At 75.6% G+C, this 16340-nt stretch carries 14 protein-coding genes and 1 pseudogene; 10 read left to right on the top strand and 5 right to left on the bottom strand.

Annotation, left to right across the window (positions count from 1 at the left end; genetic code table 11):
* Positions 1-24 precede the first annotated feature (24 nt).
* The 3 genes from ACFXA3_RS13530 to ACFXA3_RS13520 form a co-directional block, all read right to left on the bottom strand.
* On the bottom strand, positions 25-1197 hold the full coding sequence (locus tag ACFXA3_RS13530; protein ID WP_385186211.1) for an FAD-dependent oxidoreductase: 1173 nt from the start codon (positions 1195-1197) through the stop codon (positions 25-27).
* Between the two features lie 135 nt (positions 1198-1332).
* Positions 1333-2016 carry an HAD family hydrolase gene (locus tag ACFXA3_RS13525; RefSeq protein ID WP_385186208.1) on the bottom strand — a complete coding sequence of 228 codons (684 nt, stop codon included), beginning with the start codon at positions 2014-2016 and terminating at the stop codon, positions 1333-1335.
* 46 nt (positions 2017-2062) lie between these two features.
* Positions 2063-2542 carry an Lrp/AsnC family transcriptional regulator gene (locus ACFXA3_RS13520; RefSeq protein ID WP_054224855.1) on the bottom strand — a complete coding sequence of 160 codons (480 nt, stop codon included), beginning with the start codon at positions 2540-2542 and terminating at the stop codon, positions 2063-2065.
* Positions 2543-2669: 127 nt separating this feature from the next.
* Here ACFXA3_RS13520 and ACFXA3_RS13515 point away from each other — a divergent pair, with 127 nt between their 5' ends.
* From ACFXA3_RS13515 to ACFXA3_RS13500, 4 genes and pseudogenes are all read left to right on the top strand, one after another.
* The gene (locus tag ACFXA3_RS13515) at positions 2670-4355 is read left to right on the top strand and encodes an SDR family oxidoreductase (RefSeq protein WP_385186205.1); all 1686 of its coding nucleotides are present in this window, start codon (positions 2670-2672) and stop codon (positions 4353-4355) included.
* The gene (locus ACFXA3_RS13510; protein ID WP_385186203.1) at positions 4352-5728 is read left to right on the top strand and encodes a cryptochrome/photolyase family protein; all 1377 of its coding nucleotides are present in this window, start codon (positions 4352-4354) and stop codon (positions 5726-5728) included. The genes ACFXA3_RS13515 and ACFXA3_RS13510 overlap by 4 nt, the downstream gene beginning before the upstream one ends.
* A gap of 36 nt (positions 5729-5764) precedes the next feature.
* Positions 5765-5977: pseudogene (locus tag ACFXA3_RS13505) on the top strand (MerR family DNA-binding transcriptional regulator); the annotation flags it as partial.
* A gap of 190 nt (positions 5978-6167) precedes the next feature.
* Complete coding sequence (locus ACFXA3_RS13500) at positions 6168-6812, top strand: B12-binding domain-containing protein (protein ID WP_385186201.1); 645 nt, start codon at positions 6168-6170, stop codon at positions 6810-6812.
* Here the strand turns inward: ACFXA3_RS13500 and ACFXA3_RS13495 are convergent.
* Both ACFXA3_RS13495 and ACFXA3_RS13490 read right to left on the bottom strand, forming a co-directional pair.
* Positions 6739-7350 (bottom strand): RNA polymerase sigma factor, encoded by a 612-nt coding sequence (locus tag ACFXA3_RS13495; protein WP_385186199.1) that lies wholly within the window; start codon positions 7348-7350, stop codon positions 6739-6741. The genes ACFXA3_RS13500 and ACFXA3_RS13495 overlap by 74 nt on opposite strands.
* A gap of 95 nt (positions 7351-7445) precedes the next feature.
* Positions 7446-8177 (bottom strand): YoaK family protein, encoded by a 732-nt coding sequence (locus ACFXA3_RS13490; protein WP_385186196.1) that lies wholly within the window; start codon positions 8175-8177, stop codon positions 7446-7448.
* A gap of 51 nt (positions 8178-8228) precedes the next feature.
* Between ACFXA3_RS13490 and ACFXA3_RS13485 the strand changes: the two genes are divergently transcribed.
* The 6 genes from ACFXA3_RS13485 to ACFXA3_RS13460 all read left to right on the top strand — a co-directional run bounded on the left by ACFXA3_RS13485 (position 8229) and on the right by ACFXA3_RS13460 (position 16291).
* Positions 8229-8822: a histidine phosphatase family protein gene (locus ACFXA3_RS13485; protein ID WP_385186193.1), complete on the top strand. Its 594-nt coding sequence runs from the start codon at positions 8229-8231 to the stop codon at positions 8820-8822.
* Positions 8823-8912: 90 nt separating this feature from the next.
* Positions 8913-11135: an FUSC family protein gene (locus ACFXA3_RS13480; protein WP_385186190.1), complete on the top strand. Its 2223-nt coding sequence runs from the start codon at positions 8913-8915 to the stop codon at positions 11133-11135.
* Positions 11136-11251: 116 nt separating this feature from the next.
* Positions 11252-11974, top strand: a complete 723-nt coding sequence (locus ACFXA3_RS13475; RefSeq protein ID WP_385186189.1) for a class I SAM-dependent methyltransferase — start codon at positions 11252-11254, stop codon at positions 11972-11974.
* Positions 11975-12248: 274 nt separating this feature from the next.
* Entirely contained in the window at positions 12249-13742 is a 1494-nt protein-coding gene (locus tag ACFXA3_RS13470) for an FUSC family protein (RefSeq protein WP_385186214.1), read from the top strand.
* Between the two features lie 267 nt (positions 13743-14009).
* The gene (locus tag ACFXA3_RS13465) at positions 14010-15146 is read left to right on the top strand and encodes a nitric oxide synthase oxygenase (protein ID WP_385186187.1); all 1137 of its coding nucleotides are present in this window, start codon (positions 14010-14012) and stop codon (positions 15144-15146) included.
* A gap of 59 nt (positions 15147-15205) precedes the next feature.
* The gene (locus tag ACFXA3_RS13460) at positions 15206-16291 is read left to right on the top strand and encodes a lactonase family protein (RefSeq protein ID WP_385186184.1); all 1086 of its coding nucleotides are present in this window, start codon (positions 15206-15208) and stop codon (positions 16289-16291) included.
* Positions 16292-16340: the final 49 nt, after the last annotated feature.

Raw genomic sequence — 16340 nt, 5'->3', positions numbered from 1 at the left:
CGCCCGGGCGGGCCCCCGCGCCGGCTAGACCGAGGGTGCGACGGCCGGTTCGCGCACACCGTCGAGGCCGTGGATGCTATGGGTGCCGTCGAAGCGGCCGGTGCGGTCGGTGCGGTCGGGGGCGTCGGCGTCGGCGCCGCGGGCCAGCAGGCGGCGGATCTCGCGGACCGCGGCACCGCCGGCGCGGTTGGCGCCGATCGTCGACGCCGACGGGCCGTAGCCGACCAAGTGGACCCGCTCGTCGCGGACCGCGCGGGTGCCCTCGACCCGGATGCCGCCACCGGGCTCGCGCAGGTGCAGCGGGGCCAAGTGGTCGATGGCGGCCCGGAACCCGGTGGCCCACAGGATCACGTCGGCCTCCACCTGCCGCCCGTCCGCCCAGGCGACACCCGTGGCCGTGATCCGGTCGAAGGCGGGCCGCCGGTCCAGCACCCCCGAGGCCAGCCCGGTCCGGACGGCCTCGTTCAGCGGGAGCCCGGTCACGCTGACCACGCTCTGCGGGGGCAGCCCCCGGCGGACCCGTTCGTCCACCAGCGCCACCGCCGCCCGGCCCTCGGCCTCGCCGAAGCTCCCGTCGCGGAACACCGGGGGCCGGCGGGTCACCCAGGTGGTCTCCGCCGCGACCTCGGCGATCTCCAGCAGGTGCTGCACCGCCGAGGTGCCACCGCCCACCACGATCACCCGGGCCCCGGCGAACTCCTGCGGACCGGGGTAGTCCGCCGTGTGCAGCTGGCGGCCCCGGAACGTCTCCTGGCCCGGGTAGCGCGGCCAGAACGGCCGGTCCCACGTCCCGGTCGCGTTGATCAGGGCCCGCGCGGACCAGGTCCCGGCCGAGGACTCCACCCGCAACCGTCCGTCGCCCCCGTCCCGGACGGCCGTGGCGTCCACGGGGCGCCGCACGCGCAGCCCGAACCGGTCCTCGTACGCCCCGAAGTACTCACCGATCACCGCGGACGAAGGCCGCAGCGGGTCGGCGTCCGTGAGCTCCATGCCGGGCAGCGCGTGCATCCCGTGCACCTTGCCGTACGTCAGCGAGGGCCAGCGGAACTGCCACGCGCCGCCCGGACGCGGCGCGTGGTCGAGCACCACGTGGCCGATCCCCGCCCGCGCCAGGTGGTACGCACTGGACAAACCCGCCTGACCGGCACCGACGACCACCACGTCGACGGTCTCCGCACCCCGCACCATTTCGTTCACGGTTCTACCAACTCGGCGGAGCCGCGGGATCTTCCCCGGCCCCCGCCCGCCGCCCTCCCGCGCAGCCCTCCCGCGCAGCCCTCCCGCGCAGCCCTCCCGCGCAGCCCTCCCGCGCCGCCACCCCCGCCGCAGGCCCTACGCCCGGGCGGGCCGCAGGGAGGAGAGCCACTCGTGGGCCGCGGCCGCCGTGAACTGCGCGTGCCCGGAGCGGAAGACGAGGGCGGCCGTGGCGAACGCCGGGTCGTCGGCGGTGGCGGCCACGTAAGGGACCGCCACACAGGCCATCCCGGCCGCACGGGCGGCCTGCGCGCCCGGGGCCGCGTCCTCCACGGCCACGCAGTCGGCCGGGTCCGCCCCGAGCCGGCGGGCCGCTTCGAGGAAGACGTCGGGGGCGGGCTTGCCGTGCGGCACCTCCTCGGCCGAGACCACCGTCGTCAGCAGCGCGTCCAGGCCCGTCCCGGCCAGCACGGCGTCGATCGCCTCCCGCGAGGACCCGGACGCCACCGCCATCGGGACGCCCTCCGCGTGCAGCCGCTCCACGAACCGGCGCATCTCGGGGAACGCCTCGGTCCCGGTCCGGGCCAGCTCCAGATACGCGGCGTTCTGCTCGGCCAGGAGCTGCTCCACCGGGGCCTCGATCCCGTACCGGTCCCGCAGGATCTCCAGCGTTTCCAGCGTGCCGATGCCGATGAAGCGGGCGTGCTGCTCCCAGGTGAAACCGGTGACGCCGTGCCGCGCCAGGGTGCGCCGCCCGGACTCGTAGTAGTTCGGCTCGCTGTCCACGAGGGTGCCGTCGAGATCGAATATGACGGAAATCATCCGATGCGCCCGTTCTGCCGGTCGTGTACGTGTCCCGACCATCCTGTCAGGATGTGCGCGCAGCCCGTCCCACGGACTCGACCAGCGGCAGCAGCCGGTGCGCGACGCGCTCGCGCAGCGCCACCTCCGTACGGGTGCGGACCACCCCGGGCAGCCGGATCAGCCGCTGGATCACGTCCTCCAGGTGGGCGTTGTCGCGGGCCGCCACCCGGGTCAGCAGGTCCCCGCCGCCGGTGATCGAAAACGCCTCGATGATCTCGGGTACGGCGGCGAGCGCCTCGCCGACCTCGTCCAGGTGCCCCTGGGTGACCTCGATGTGCACGAAGGCCAGCACCGGATGCCCGAGCGCGGCGGGGGACAGCACGGGACCGGTTCCGGTGATCACCCCGGTGCGCTCCAGCCGGTCCAGCCGGGCCTGGAGGGTGCCCCGCGCGACCCCGAGGATCCGTGCGTATTCGCGGACGCTGGTGCGCGGCTGCTCGATCAGCAGACGCAGGATCCGGGTGTCGAGTTCGTCCACCGCCATGCCGCGACTGTACCAATGGCCCAGTGGAGCGCCTTTTCGTCCCGGTGCATCCGCCGACGCCCGTCCACGGGAATCCCTTGCGGGGGCGCCGCCCGCGGACCTGTACGAACGAGGAGCGGAGACAGCGATGACGGCCACCACCGGTCTGCACTGCCTGGTCACCGGGGCCACCGGCTACATCGGCGGCCGCCTGGTGCCGGAACTGCTCGACGCCGGACACCGCGTCCGGTGCCTGGCCCGGTCCCCGGAGAAGCTGCGCGACCACCCCTGGGCCGGGCGCGCGGAGGTCGTCCGCGGCGACGCCACCGACGCGGAGTCCGTCGCGGCGGCCCTGCAGGGGATCGACGTGGCCTACTACCTCGTCCACGCGCTCGGCGCCGGATCCGGGTTCGAGAACCGCGACCGCGCGGCCGCCCGGATCTTCGCCGAACAGGCCCGCGCCGCCGGGGTCCGCCGCATCGTCTACCTCGGCGGCCTCACCCCGGCGGACATCCCGGCCGGCGAACTGTCCCCGCACCTGCGCTCCCGCGCCGAGGTCGGCGAGATCCTCCTCGGCTCCGGGGTCCCGGCCACCGTCCTGCGCGCCGCCGTCATCATCGGCTCCGGTTCGGCCTCCTTCGAAATGCTGCGCTACCTGACCGAACGGCTGCCGGTCATGGTCACGCCCAGCTGGGTCGGCACCCGGGTCCAGCCCGTCGCCGTCCGCGACGTCCTGCGCTATCTCGTCGGCAGTGCCGGCATGCCGCCCGAGGTGAGCCGCGCCTTCGACATCGGCGGCCCCGACGTGGTCACGTACGAGGAGATGATGCGCCGCTACGCCACCGTGGCGCAGCTGCCGCCGCGCTTCATCCTCCGCGTCCCGATGCTCACGCCGCGGCTGTCCAGCCACTGGATCGGCCTGGTCACCCCCGTACCGCGCGCGCTGGCCCGGCCGCTCGCCGAGTCCCTGCGCCACGAGGTCGTGTGCGCCGAGCACGACATCGCACGGTACGTCCCGGATCCGCCCGGCGCCCCGATCGGCTTCGACCAGGCCCTGTCCCTGGCCCTCCAGCGGGTGCGCGAGGCGAACGTGACCACCCGCTGGTCCTCCGCCGGCTACCCCGGCGCCCCCAGCGACCCGCTGCCCACCGACCCCGACTGGGCCGGCGGCAGCCTCTACACCGATGAGCGGGAACTCGCCGTCGACGCCTCGCCCGCCGCGCTGTGGCGGGTGGTCGAGGGCATCGGCGGGGAGAACGGCTGGTACTCCTTCCCGCTGGCCTGGGCCGTACGGGGCTGGCTGGACCGGCTCGTCGGCGGCGTCGGCATCCGGCGCGGCCGGCGCGACGCGTCACGGCTGCGGGTGGGCGACTCCCTCGACTTCTGGAGGGTGGAGGACATCGAACCCGGCAGCCTGCTGCGGCTGCGCGCCGAAATGCGGCTGCCGGGTCTGGCCTGGCTGGAGATGCGCGCCGACCGGCCCGCGGGAAGCGCGCCGGCCGGGGCCCGGGGGGCCCGGTACCGGCAGCGCGCGCTGTTCCATCCGCACGGGCTGCTCGGTCACCTCTACTGGTGGAGCGTGTCGCCGTTCCACGCCGTCGTGTTCGGCGGCATGGCCCGCAACATCGCCCGCGCCGCGAGCCGCCTGGACGAGGAGGCCGCCGCGGGGCGGGCCGCCGCGCCCGCGCCTGCGCCCGGAGCCGCACCCGCACCCGGAGCCGCCGCACCTGCGGCTGACGCGGCCGAAGCGGCCGCATCCGAACCCGCCGCACGGGGCGAAGTAACGGCTGACGACCGACCCCACGGACCGGAAGCGGAGCGAGACACACCATGAACGTCGCGGTGGTCCTGTACACCTCAGACCTGCGCCTGCACGACCACCCGCCGCTGCGGGCGGCACTGTCCTCCTGCGACCGGGTGGTGCCGCTCTTCGTCCGCGACCGCGCCGTGGACGCGGCCGGCTTCGCCGCACCCAACCGGCTCGCCTTCCTCGCCGACTGCCTCGCCGACCTCGACGCCGGGCTGCGCGAACGCGGCGGCCACCTCGTGCTGCGCTCCGGCGACGCCGTCGACGAGGTCTGCGCCCTCGTCCAGGAGTGCGACGCCGACGAGGTCCACATGGCGGCCGGAGTCAGCGGCTACGCCCGGGCCCGCGAGGAACGGCTGCGCGCCGCCCTCGAAGCCGAGGGCCGGCGGCTCTACGTGCACGAGGCCGTGATCACGGTCGCCGCCCCCGGGGCCGTGCTCCCCGCGGGCTCCGACCACTTCGCCGTGTTCACCCCGTACTTCCGCCGCTGGACCGAACTGCCGCCCCGCGCCCCCGTCGCCGCCCCCCGCTCCGTGCGCGTGCCGGAGGGCATCGGCTCCGACCCGCTGCCCCGGAGGGCGTCCGTCACGGGGGTCTCCCCGGGCCTCGCACGCGGCGGGGAGCGCGAAGCGCGCGAGCTCCTCAAGCGCTGGCTGCGCGCGGGCCTGTCCCGCTACGAGGAGGCCCACGACGACCTGGCCGGGGACGCCACCTCCCGGCTCTCCCCGCACCTGCACTTCGGGACGCTCTCGCCCACCGAGGCCGTCCACCGCGCCCGTTCCGCCGCCGACGGACCCGGCGGCGAGGCCTTCGTCCGGCAGATCTGCTGGCGCGACTTCCACCACCAGGTGCTCGCCGCCCGCCCCGAGACCGCCGTACGCGACTACCGCGACCGCAGCGACCGCTGGCGCACCGGAGCGGCAGCCGAGGAGGAGACCGAGGCCTGGAAGGAGGGCCGGACCGGCTACCCGGTGGTCGACGCGGCCATGCGCCAGCTGCTCCACGAGGGCTGGATGCACAACCGGGGCCGGCTGGTCACGGCCAGCTTCCTCGCCAAGACCCTGTACGTGGACTGGCGGACCGGCGCCCGGCACTTCCTGGACCTCCTCGTGGACGGCGACCTCGCCAACAACCAGCTCAACTGGCAGTGGGTGGCCGGGACGGGCACCGACACCCGCCCCAACCGCGTCCTGAACCCGGTGCGCCAGGGACTGCGCTACGACCCCACGGGCCGCTACGTGCACCGCTGGGTACCGGAGCTGGCCGGGCTCGACGCCCCGCAGGTGCACGAACCCTGGCGGCTCCCGGGGCTGGAGCGGGCCCGCTACGACTACCCGGAGCGGATCGTCGAACTCGCCGACGGGCTCGACCGGTTCCGGCGGGGACGGGGCGGCGAATGAGCCCGCGGCCGGGCCGCGGAACCGTATCGTGAGCGGGTGGACCGCGCGCCCCGGACACCCCGGCAGACACCGCCTCAGCAGACACCGCTTCAGCACCGGCAGCCCGCCGCCGCACTGAGCACCGGCGCGGTCGCCCGCCACCTCGGGGTCTCGCCGACCACGCTGCGCTCCTGGGAGCGGCGGTACGCGATCGGCCCGGCCCACCGCGAGGCCGGCCGGCACCGGCGCTGGACCGCACCGGACATCGCCCGGCTGGAGCTGATGTGCCGGCTCACCGCCGGCGGGGTACCCCCGGCCGAGGCGGCCCGGGCGGCCCTCGGCGGCGCCGCCCGGACCCCCCGCGCGGGGGGGCAGGCGCGGCCGCCCGGCCCCCGGCGGGCCGAGCGCGCTGCCGCTGGGGCCGGTCCGTCCGGAATGCCGGGGGCTCTCGCGGGCCGCCGTGCGCCTGGACGCGCCGACCGTGGCGGACCTGCTGGAGGAAGCCGTGGCCGAGCACGGCCTGGTCACCGCCTGGGAGCAGGTCATCGCACCGACCCTGCACGCGGTGGGCCGCAAATGGGCCTCCGCCGGGGAGCGTTACGTGGAGGTCGAGCACCTGCTGTCCTGGCAGGTCTCCGCGGCGTTCCACCGGATCCGGCCCGTGCCCGAGCCGCCCCGGACCCCGCCCGTGCTGCTGGCCTGCGTTCCCGGCGAGCAGCACAGCCTGCCCATCGAGGCCCTGACCGCGGCCCTCGGCCAACGGGGCGTGCCCGCCCGGATGTTCGGACCGGCGCTGCCCGCCGAAGCCCTGCACGACGCCGTGCGGCGTACCGGCCCGCGGGCCGTCGTCCTGTGGGCGCAGTCCCGTACGACCGCGGACCCGGCCCTGGCCCGGTCGGTGGCCGCCATCGAGTGGGGCCTGCGCGGAGCCCGCTCCCACTCGGCCCTGCTGCTCGCCGGGCCCGGCTGGAGTCCGGGCCCGCCGGCCCCGCGTACCGAGCGGCTGTACGGGCTGCGTTCGGGCCTCGCGGTCATCGAATCGCTGGCGCCGCCGCGGGCAGCGAACGGCGCAGCTGGTGCAGGGCCCTTCGCATATGGCTCTTGACGGTGCCCAGCGGAAGCCCGGTGCGGTCCGCGATCTGGGCCTGCGTCAGGTCCGCGTAGAAGGCGAGGCGCAGCACCCGTTGCTGTTCGAACGGCAGTCTGGCCAGCTCCCCGAGGACCATGACCCGGTCCAGGACCTGTTCCGACTCCTGCCGCGGCAGGCTCCCGGGGCGCGGGGGGCCCCCGGGGGGGGCGGCCGCGGCCGCCGCCCGGGCCCGCCGGGTCCGTGCCTCCAGGGCGTCGGCCACCTTGTGACGGGTGATGCCGGTGATCCAGGCGCCGAGGCCGCCCGGGCCGGGCCGGTAGCGGCGCCGGCCGTTCCAGGCGGCGAGGAAGACCTGCTGGGTGACGTCCTCGGCCTCCCGCTCGTCGCCCAGGGACCGGTGGGCGAGCGCGTGGACCAGCGGGCGCCAGCGCCGGTAGACCGCCTCCATGCAGCGTTCGTCGCCCGCCGCGAAGCCCGCGGCGAGACCGGCCGTCGCCGCCGCGTCCGGCGCGGACCCCCGCGCGGCGCAGTGCTCACGCTCCTTCTCGTCCATGTCCCGAGCCTCGCCACGACGCGGCTGGGCGGCCAGTCGCAGCGTTTCCGCATCGCTTTGCCGGTAAGCGGGGCCGGACCTGCGCCGCCCCGCCCTCAGAGCGCGTGCAGCCGCGGCTGGGGCAGGTAGGACAGCGCCACCGCCAGCACCACCGCGCCCGGCGGGACCAGCAGCCGGTCCACCGTCCAGCCGGCCCGCACCAGCAGGGCCCCCGCCAGCCCCCCGGCGAACATCGCGAGGACCGACGCCGCCCGCCGCACCCAGGCCGCCGTCCCGTACCCGAAGGCGCCGTCCTGCCCCAGGGCCGAACCGGCGAGCAGGAAGGTCAGGGACCGGGTGACCAGCGTGGTCGGCACCCCGGGCACGTTCACCCGCATGCTCGTCACATTGCGCATCCCCATGGCCACCGCCAGCAGGCAGGCCACCGCCATGTGCCGCCAGGTCGGTTCCCCGTAGTGCGCCGCCAAGCCCCTTCCGGCCCCCGCCGCGACCAGGATCAGCCCCGCCTCGATCGTCAGACCGATCACGAACCAGCGCCGCCCGCGCGCCTCCGAGAAGGCTTCGAGCCGGGCCCCGCACACCGCCCCCGCCGCGAAACCGGCCAGCGAGACCGCGGGCGCCAGCGCCGGCAGGCTCGCCTGCCGGGCGGCCCCGAACGCCAGGAACAGCACGTTGCCGGTCTGCATCGCCGTGAAGACCGGTCCGAGCGCGAGCAGGCTGACCGCCTCGATCATCCCGGTCACGACGGTCAGCGCGACCATCAGCACCGTCAACCGGGTCGGCCGCACGGGGAGCGGTCTCACGTCCATGACGCCCGACAGTGACATGCGCCCCGGATCCTTCGCCGCCGACATGCCGGAGGGCTTAGGGTCCGGAACATGAGTGACCTGCTGCTGGTGAGACACGGTGAGACGGCATGGAGCGCCACCGGGCGCCACACCGGACGGACCGACGTGCCGCTGAGCGCCGCCGGGGTCGAGGAGGCGATCTCACTGTCGCCGTACTTCCGCGACCGGCACTTCGCGCTGGTGCTGACCAGCCCGCTGCGCCGGGCCGTCGCCACGGCCGAGCTCGCCGGACTGAGCGGCGGCGTGAGCGACCCAGACCTGTACGAATGGGACTACGGCGGCTACGAGGGCATCACCACGGCCGAGATCCAGCAGACGCGGCCGCACTGGTCTCTGTGGACCGACGGGGTCCCGCCCGGAGACGCCGAACACCCCGGCGAGGACGCCGGCCAGGTCGGTGCCCGCGCGGACCGCGCCCTGGCCCGGGCCGCCGAGGTCCTCGCCGAGGACCGGGGAGACGCCGTCATCGTCGCCCACGGCCACTTCCTGCGCGTCCTGACCGCCCGCTACCTGGGCCTGCCCCCGCAGGACGGCAGGCTCTTCCTGCTGCGCACCGGCACGGTCAGCATCCTGTCCACCGAACACGGCCTCCCCGTGATCGCCGGCTGGAACACCCACCCGTAGCGGGTGCCCGGGGGCTGATCCGGCGCCCGGGCCCGGTGTCCGGGGACGTCCCGCCGAGAGAGGCGGCGCGTCCCGTGGGATTCTGAAACCGTGCGAGCCCTTGGGGAACTCCGTACGGGCACCGGCCCACTGCCGGCGGCCGCACGCCGGGCCGTGCGCACCACGTTGGCCGCCTGCACGGGCTTCTACCTGTTCCTGTACGGCCTCGACCGGCCCATCGGCGCCACCTACGCGCTCTTCGCCGCGGTCTCCCTGGCAGGCCTCTCCCGCATCCCGGGAACCGGACGGCAGCGGGCCGCGGTGATGGTCAGGCTGCTGCCGGTGGCCTGCGTCCTGGTGACCGTGGGAACCCTCCTCGCCGTCCGGACCTGGAGCGCCGTCCTCGGCATGGCCGTGGTCGGCTTCTGCGTCGCCTTCTCGGCAGCGGCCGGACCCCGGCCGGCGGGCGCCGCGTCCGGCCTGCAACTGCTCTACATCCTGCCGAGCTTCCCGCCGTACGCCCCCCACACCCTCGACGAACGGCTCGCCGGCACCCTCACCGGCCTCCTGCTGCTGATCATGGCCGAGGCATGGGTGCTGCCCGACCCGCGGGTCGCGACCTACGCGGAGCGGGCCGCGGCCTCCGTGGCCGAAGCGGCCCGCTGCGCCGCCGCCCTGGCGCAGCCGCCCTACGTCCTGGACGCCGCCGCCTCCGACCGGGCCCGGGCGGCCGCCGAGGCACTGCGGTCCTCCCGGGTGCCGGAAGCGGAACGCCCCGCCGGTCCGGGTCTGCGCGAGCGGGCACTGGCCCACACCGGGCTGGCCGCCCGCACCCTGCTCTCCCGGCTCCGGAACCTGCCCCCACCCGCGCCCGGGCGGGCGCCGAGGACGGCCGGACTCGAACTCCTCGACGGGGTCCGCGCATCGGCCGCCGGCAGTTCCACCCTGCTGCGCGACGCCCGCCCGCCCGCCGCGGACTCGACGGAACTGCTGCGCCTGCGGGCCCGCAACTCCCGCACCCCGGCCGAGCTGCCCGAATCCCGCCGCCGGCAGGCCGCCCTGCTGGAGGTCGCGGACGCCGCCGTCGCCCTGCGCACGGCAGCCGAGATCTCCGTCGAGGGGCGCGGCCTGCACCCGACCGAGGACACCGCCGACCGGTTCTGGTACCTCCGGCAGAGCACCGTGCGGCTGTGGTGGCACCGGATCTCCGCCCACACCGGACCGCGGTCCGTGTACTTCCAGAACGCCGTACGGATCGCGCTGGCCCTCGCCGTGGCCCGTACCGTCGCCGGGCTCGACTCCCTCCCGCACGGCTTCTGGGCCATGCTCGCGGTCCTCAGCCTCACCCGCACCACCGCCGTGCAGACCCGCGGAACCGTGCGCACCGCGCTGATCGGCACCTCTCTGGGCGCGGTCGCCGCCGGCACGGTGCTCGCCCTGACCGGCGGGGAGACCACCGTCTACGCGATCGTGCTCCCGCCGCTGATGCTGTTCACGTTCACCGTCGGCCCGGTCCGGGGCGTGGGCTGGGCGCAGGCGCTGTTCACACTGGTCGTCTCCGTCGTCTTCGCCCAGCTGTCCGTGGTCACCTGGCAGCTCGCCGAGGTCCGGTTCCTCGACGTGACCATCGGCAGCGCGATCGGGATCGTGTGCGGGCTCCTGGCCTGGCCGCGCGGTGCGCAGGACGAACTGGGCCGGGCGGTGGCCGCGCTGCTGCGCGCCTGCGCCGACGACGTCGAGTCGACCACGGCCGTCGTCACGGCACCCCGGGGGCCCGCGCCGCCGGCCCCGGGGGACGAGGAGCACCGGGTCCGTTTCACGCTGGTCATGGCCGAGTCGGCGTACGCCCAGTACCAGACCGAGGCGCAGCGCCCGGCCGGTCCGGGCCGGGACTGGCAGGCCACGGTCATGACCGGGCACCACGTGCTCTGGGGCTCCGGGCGGGTCCTGGGCAGTGCGGACGGGACTCCGCTCGCGCGCGGCGAGGCGGCGCAGCTCGGGGACTACGCGGCGCGCGTGGCGGCCGGACTGCGCCGGGCGGCGGCCGTGGCGGACGTCCCGCACAAGAACGGGCACCCGGCCCCGGTCCGGACCCGGCCGGGCGGACCGGGTGTACGGGGCGAACCGGGCAGGCGGGGAGAACCGGGCGGGCCGGGTGGTCCCGAGGCCGTCGCCGGGTCCGGGGTGCCGGAGCTGCCGGGGCCCGCCGACGCGGCGCCCCCCGACGCGGGTCCCCTGTACTTCGCCGCGACGGCCTGGTTCGACTCGCTGACGGCGGACCTCGGGGTCATCGAGTCGGGCCGCGCCCCGGCGGCGTCCCCCGGCCCGGCGTGATCCCGCGCCCGCCGTTTCCCGCCCGCGCGCCCGGGCAGAACCCCCTCGGCGCCGTCCGGGACCGAACCGGGCGGCGGGGAGCGGCAGCGAACCGGGGACGAGGGTGAGGGGCGCCGATGAGTGACGGCAAGTCCGCAGCGGACGTGTTCGACGAGGTCGGCGCGCGGTACGAGGAGGTGTTCGGGCGGGTGCCCGGTCAGCTCGCCGCACTGGACTGGCTCACCGCCCGCCTCGCCCCGGGCGCCCGCGTGCTGGACGTGGGCAGCGGTACGGGCCGCCCGGCCGCCGAGGCGCTCGCCCGGGCCGGGTGCGCGGTGACCGGGATCGACGTGTCGGCGCACATGGTCGACCTCGCGCGTTCCCGGGTGCCGCAGGCCCGGTTCGAGCAGGCCGACGTACGGACGTACGCGGCCGCGGAGGGCGGCTTCGACGCGGTGTGCTCCTTCTTCCCGCTGCTGGTGATGTCCCAGCGGGAGGTGGCGGCGTCGCTGGAGCGGATGGCGTCGTGGGTGGCGCCCGGCGGGTACTTCGTGATGGCCACGGTGCCCGGGGACATCAGCGACCTCGACATCGTGTGGATGGGGCACGAGGTCACCGTCAGCAGCCTGTCCCCGGCGGAGCACCTGCGGCTGCTGGGCGCGGCTGGGCTGGAGGTGCTGGAGCACCACACCGCACTGTTCCGGCCCGAGACGGCTCCGGTGGGTCCGGGCGGTCCGGCGGCTCCGGCGGCTCCGGCGGGTCCGGGCGGTCCGGCGGCTCCGGCGGGTCCGGGCGGTCCGGCGGCTCCGGCCGTCGCCCCCGAGGAGCACTTCTTCTGTTACGCCCGCCGCCCCGCCTGAGCGCCGGCTGGTCCGTTGGCAGCGCGTGGCCGATGTGAGGGCCCTGTGACTGGGCCAATGGACCAGTGAGGGGGAGCCGTGTTGAGCCAGTGGGCCCTCGGATGCTTATCTGTGTCGTATCCATGTACTTTCGGCGCCGCGCAGCGCCGGGCGGCAACGAGGCCGGTCCGGAGCGCGGCGCCTTCGCCGTGCCCGCCTGCCGCCCACCACCCCCGGGCGGCCGCCGGGCCGGCGCGCACCACTGCAAGGGGGGCGGCACACCGCCGTGAAGAGGATGTTCGTGGCTCCGGATCCGGGGCGCCTGAGACTGAAGAACTCGCTGCGGGCCGCGCTCGGCGTCGCCTCCGCCGTCGCCGTGGCCGAGCTCTGCGGTCTCTCCCTCACCGCCTCGATCACCGGGGGGCTGGCGGCCCTGCTCACCCTGTTCACCGTGCTCGACCCGACCGTACGGGCCCAGCGCGTGACCAGCGCCCTGCTGCCCGTCGCCGGATTCCCCGTCCTCGCGCTGGCCACCGGCCTGCACGCGGTGCCGGCGGCCAGGGACGCCGCCTTCCTGGCCGTCGTCTTCGCCGGGGTCTACGCCCGCCGCTGGGGGCCGCGCGGACACGCCCTCGGGATCTTCGCCTTCATGATGTTCTTCGTCACGCAGTTCCTGCACGCCGTCCCCGGCCAGCTGCCCGAGCTGTACGCCGCGGTCGGGCTGGCGCTGCTCTCCGCCGGAGCCGTGCGGTTCGTCCTCTGGCCGATCGAGCGGCGCACCCCGCCGCCCGCCGCGCCGCCCGGCCTGCCCGGTACCGGCCTGGCCCGGCCCACCACCCGGCAGGCCTTCCAGGCCACGGCCGCCTGCGCCTTCGCGCTCGGGGTCGGCCAGGCGCTCTCCGACACCCGCTGGTACTGGGCCGTCGGCACCGCCTGGTGGATCTTCGTCAACACCGCCTCCCGGGGCGAGACCCTCGTCCGCGGGTTCCGCCGGGTCCTGGGCACGGTCGTCGGCATCGCCGCCGGACTGCTGATCGCCGTACCGCTGCACGGCGCGCCCGCGCCCACCGCCGCACTGGTCGCCGTATGCGTCTTCGGGATCTTCTACACCGCGGCGCCCTCGTACTCCTGGATGATGTTCTTCGTCACCGTCATGGCCGGCCTGCTCTACGGCCTGCTCGGCGTCCTGCACCCGGGCCTGCTGCTCCTGCGCTTCCAGGAGACCGCCATCGGCGCGCTGGGCGCCGCTCTCGCCGTGGTGCTCGTCCTGCCGGTGACCACGCACGCCGCCAACGACGCCTGGATCCAGCGCGCGCTGCACTGCGTACGGGCCTCCACCGCGGCCTCCCTCGCCCGCCTCGCGGGGGACCCGGACGCCGATCCCGCCCCGCACGCGGCCGAACTGGAGCTGCTGCTGGGGCGCGTACGGATGGCCCTCGCCCCCCTCGTGCACCCGCTGAGCCCGCTGCGCGCCCGCAAGGCCCGGGCCCGGCAGGTCCTCGGGCTGCTCGACGACTGCGCCCGCGAGGTGCGCGGGCTCGTGGCCGTCGCCGCCGACCCGCAGGCCTCGCACGACGCCCGGCTGGCCGCCGCCTGCTGGCGGGTGGAGGCCGCCGTGGAGGCGCTGACCGCCCCGCGGGACACGGCGGGCCCCGCCACCGCGGCGCACCCCCGGCCCGCCGCCGCGGAACCGGCCCTCGCGCACCTGCACGGCCTGGAACACGCCCTCGTGGCCCTGCACGCCCCGCTGCGCACCGACCCGCGCTCGCCGCTCGTCATCAGCGCCTGACCGTCACCGGCGGCCGCGGCGGCCGCCCCGGTCGGCCCGCCCGCCCCGGCGGGCCGAATTCCGAGGTCAGAGCCCTGCTGACGGCGGATCGTACGCCCTGTCAGGCTCCCACCGCAGGGCAATGGCCCGAAGATCACTCGGTGGAGTGTTCCGGATGCACGTTCCCCGCGGCGCTGATCTGCGGCCTGTACAACGGGTGATCGGTGATTGCACATTCATCCGGCACGTACAGGGTGGATCTGGTCGGACAGGGGGTAACCGCCCGGGATGGAAATACTTCAACAGCGCTCGACCACAGCCGAAGTGTGGGAAGCAGCCGAGGAGTTCGTCCGACTCTTCCATCGGGAGAATCCGCAGGCGGGTGATCCGCGGGCCCGGCTCGCCGCCGTGCGGGCCGAGCTCGCGGACACCGGAAGCTACCGGCACACCCCGCAGGAACTCGTCCACGGGGCCCGTGTCGCCTGGCGCAACAGCAACCGCTGCATAGGCCGGCTGTACTGGAACTCGCTGCGCGTGCGCGACCGGCGAGACCTCACCGACGCCGACGACATCGCCGCCGAGTGCTTCGAGCACCTGCGCGACGCGACCAACGGCGGCCGGGTCAGGCCCACGATCACCGTCTTCGCACCGGACGCCCCGGACCGTCCCGGCCCGCTGATCTGGAGCGAGCAGCTCGTCCGGTACGCCGGCTACGGCGACCACCACTCCGTCACCGTGGGCGACGCCCGCAACGCCCCGCTCACCGGTGCGCTGCTGAGCCTCGGCTGGACCGGGGGCGCGGGCACCCCCTTCGACCTGCTCCCGCTGGTGGTGCAGGGCGTCGACGACAAACCGCGCTGGTTCGAAACCCCCGCCGACGCCGTGCTGGAAGTCCCGATCCTGCACCCCGACGACGCCGGCTGGGCGGACTGGGGGCTGCGCTGGCACGCCGTACCCGCCATCTCCAACATGTGCCTGGAGATCGGTGGCATCCACTATCCGGCCGCACCGTTCAACGGCTGGTACATGGGCACCGAGATCGGCGCCCGCAACCTCGCGGACACCGACCGCTACAACCTCCTCCCCGCCGTCGCCCGGCGCCTGGGCCTCGACACCTCCAGCGACCGCTCGCTCTGGAAGGACCGTGCGCTCGTCGAGCTCAACCGGGCCGTCCTGCACTCGTTCGACCGGGCCGGGGTCACCATCGCGGACCACCACACCGAGTCCCGGCGCTTCCTCAGCCACCTGGAGCGGGAAGAGCGCAAGGGCCGTGAGGTGGGCGCCGACTGGTCCTGGATCGTGCCGCCGATCTCGGGCTCCGCGACGCCGGTCTTCCACCGCACCTACGAGGACCGGCCGAGCACGACGGCGTACGTGCACCACCGCGGAGCGCAGGAACGCGCCCAAGGCCGGGATCTGGTCTAGACCTTCTGTTACCGTCGGCTCCGCACGGATCGATCCGAAACGGCGGAGAGGGGCATCCGATGGGCGGTGCGGACGGCATCACGAGCACGGACGGCAGGGACCGCAGCGGCGGACACCGGGTCCACATCGGCTCGTTCACCTCGGCGGGCGGCCGCGGCATCACCACGGCGGACGTGGACCCGGCGACCGGTGCGCTGACCCTCCTGTCCACCACCGACGCGGTCGCCGACCCCTCGTACCTCGCCCTCGACCGGGGCGCCGGGATCGTCTACGCCGTCAGCGAGACCGAGCAGGGGGCGGTCGCCGCCTTCCGGCCCGCCCCCGAAGGCCTCGTCGCACTCGGGCCCCCCCGACCGGTCGGCGGGGCCGGGCCGACGCACCTGAGCGTGACCGGGCGCCGGCTGCTGACCGCCAACTACACCTCCGGCAGCGTCAGCAGCCTCCCGCTCGCCGCCGACGGCACCGTGTCCGGGCCCGCCGAGGTCCTCGTCCACCGGGGCTCCGGCCCCGACGCGAGCCGCCAGGAACGGCCGCACGCCCACCAGGTGCTGCCCGATCCGAGCGGCCGCTGGGTGCTCAGCGTGGACCTCGGCACCGACTCGGTCCGCGTCTGCGCGCCGGACCCGGCCACCGGGGCGCTGCGCCTGCACGGCGAGACCGCGCTGCGCGCCGGGACGGGCTCGCGCCACCTCGCGTTCCATCCGGCCGGCGAGGTCGTCTACGTCCTGCACGAGCTGGAGCCGCAGTTGACCGTCTGCCGCTGGAACGCGGACTCCGGGCAACTGGAACCGATCGGCGAGGTTCCGGTCGCTCCAGTGGCCGCTCCGGGCGCCGTACGGGCCTACCCCTCGGCCGTGGTGGCTTCCCCCGACGGCCGTTTCGTGTGGGCGGCCGTGCGCGGCGCGGACACGATCGTCACCCTCTCGCTCGCCGACGGGGCGGAGAAGCCCGCGCTGACGGACCGGGCGGACTGCGGCGGCAGTTGGCCGCGGGACCTCGCCGCAGATCCCTCGGGACGCAGGCTGTACGCGGCCAACGAGCACTCCGGGGACGTCACCTGGTTCGACGTCGACCCGCTGACGGGGCAGCCGCGCCGGTCCGGCTCGGTGGCGGTGCCGGCCGCCACCTGCGTGCTCTTCGCCTGACCCGGGGGCCTTGCGCCCCACCCGCGCACGGACGAGGGCCCGCGCGCCC

The sequence above is a fragment of the Streptomyces sp. NPDC059456 genome (assembly GCF_042750055.1).
Taxonomy (GTDB): domain Bacteria; phylum Actinomycetota; class Actinomycetes; order Streptomycetales; family Streptomycetaceae; genus Streptomyces.
The sequence above is the reverse complement of the archived record's forward strand: the minus strand, read 5'-3'. Positions and strand labels throughout refer to the sequence as shown.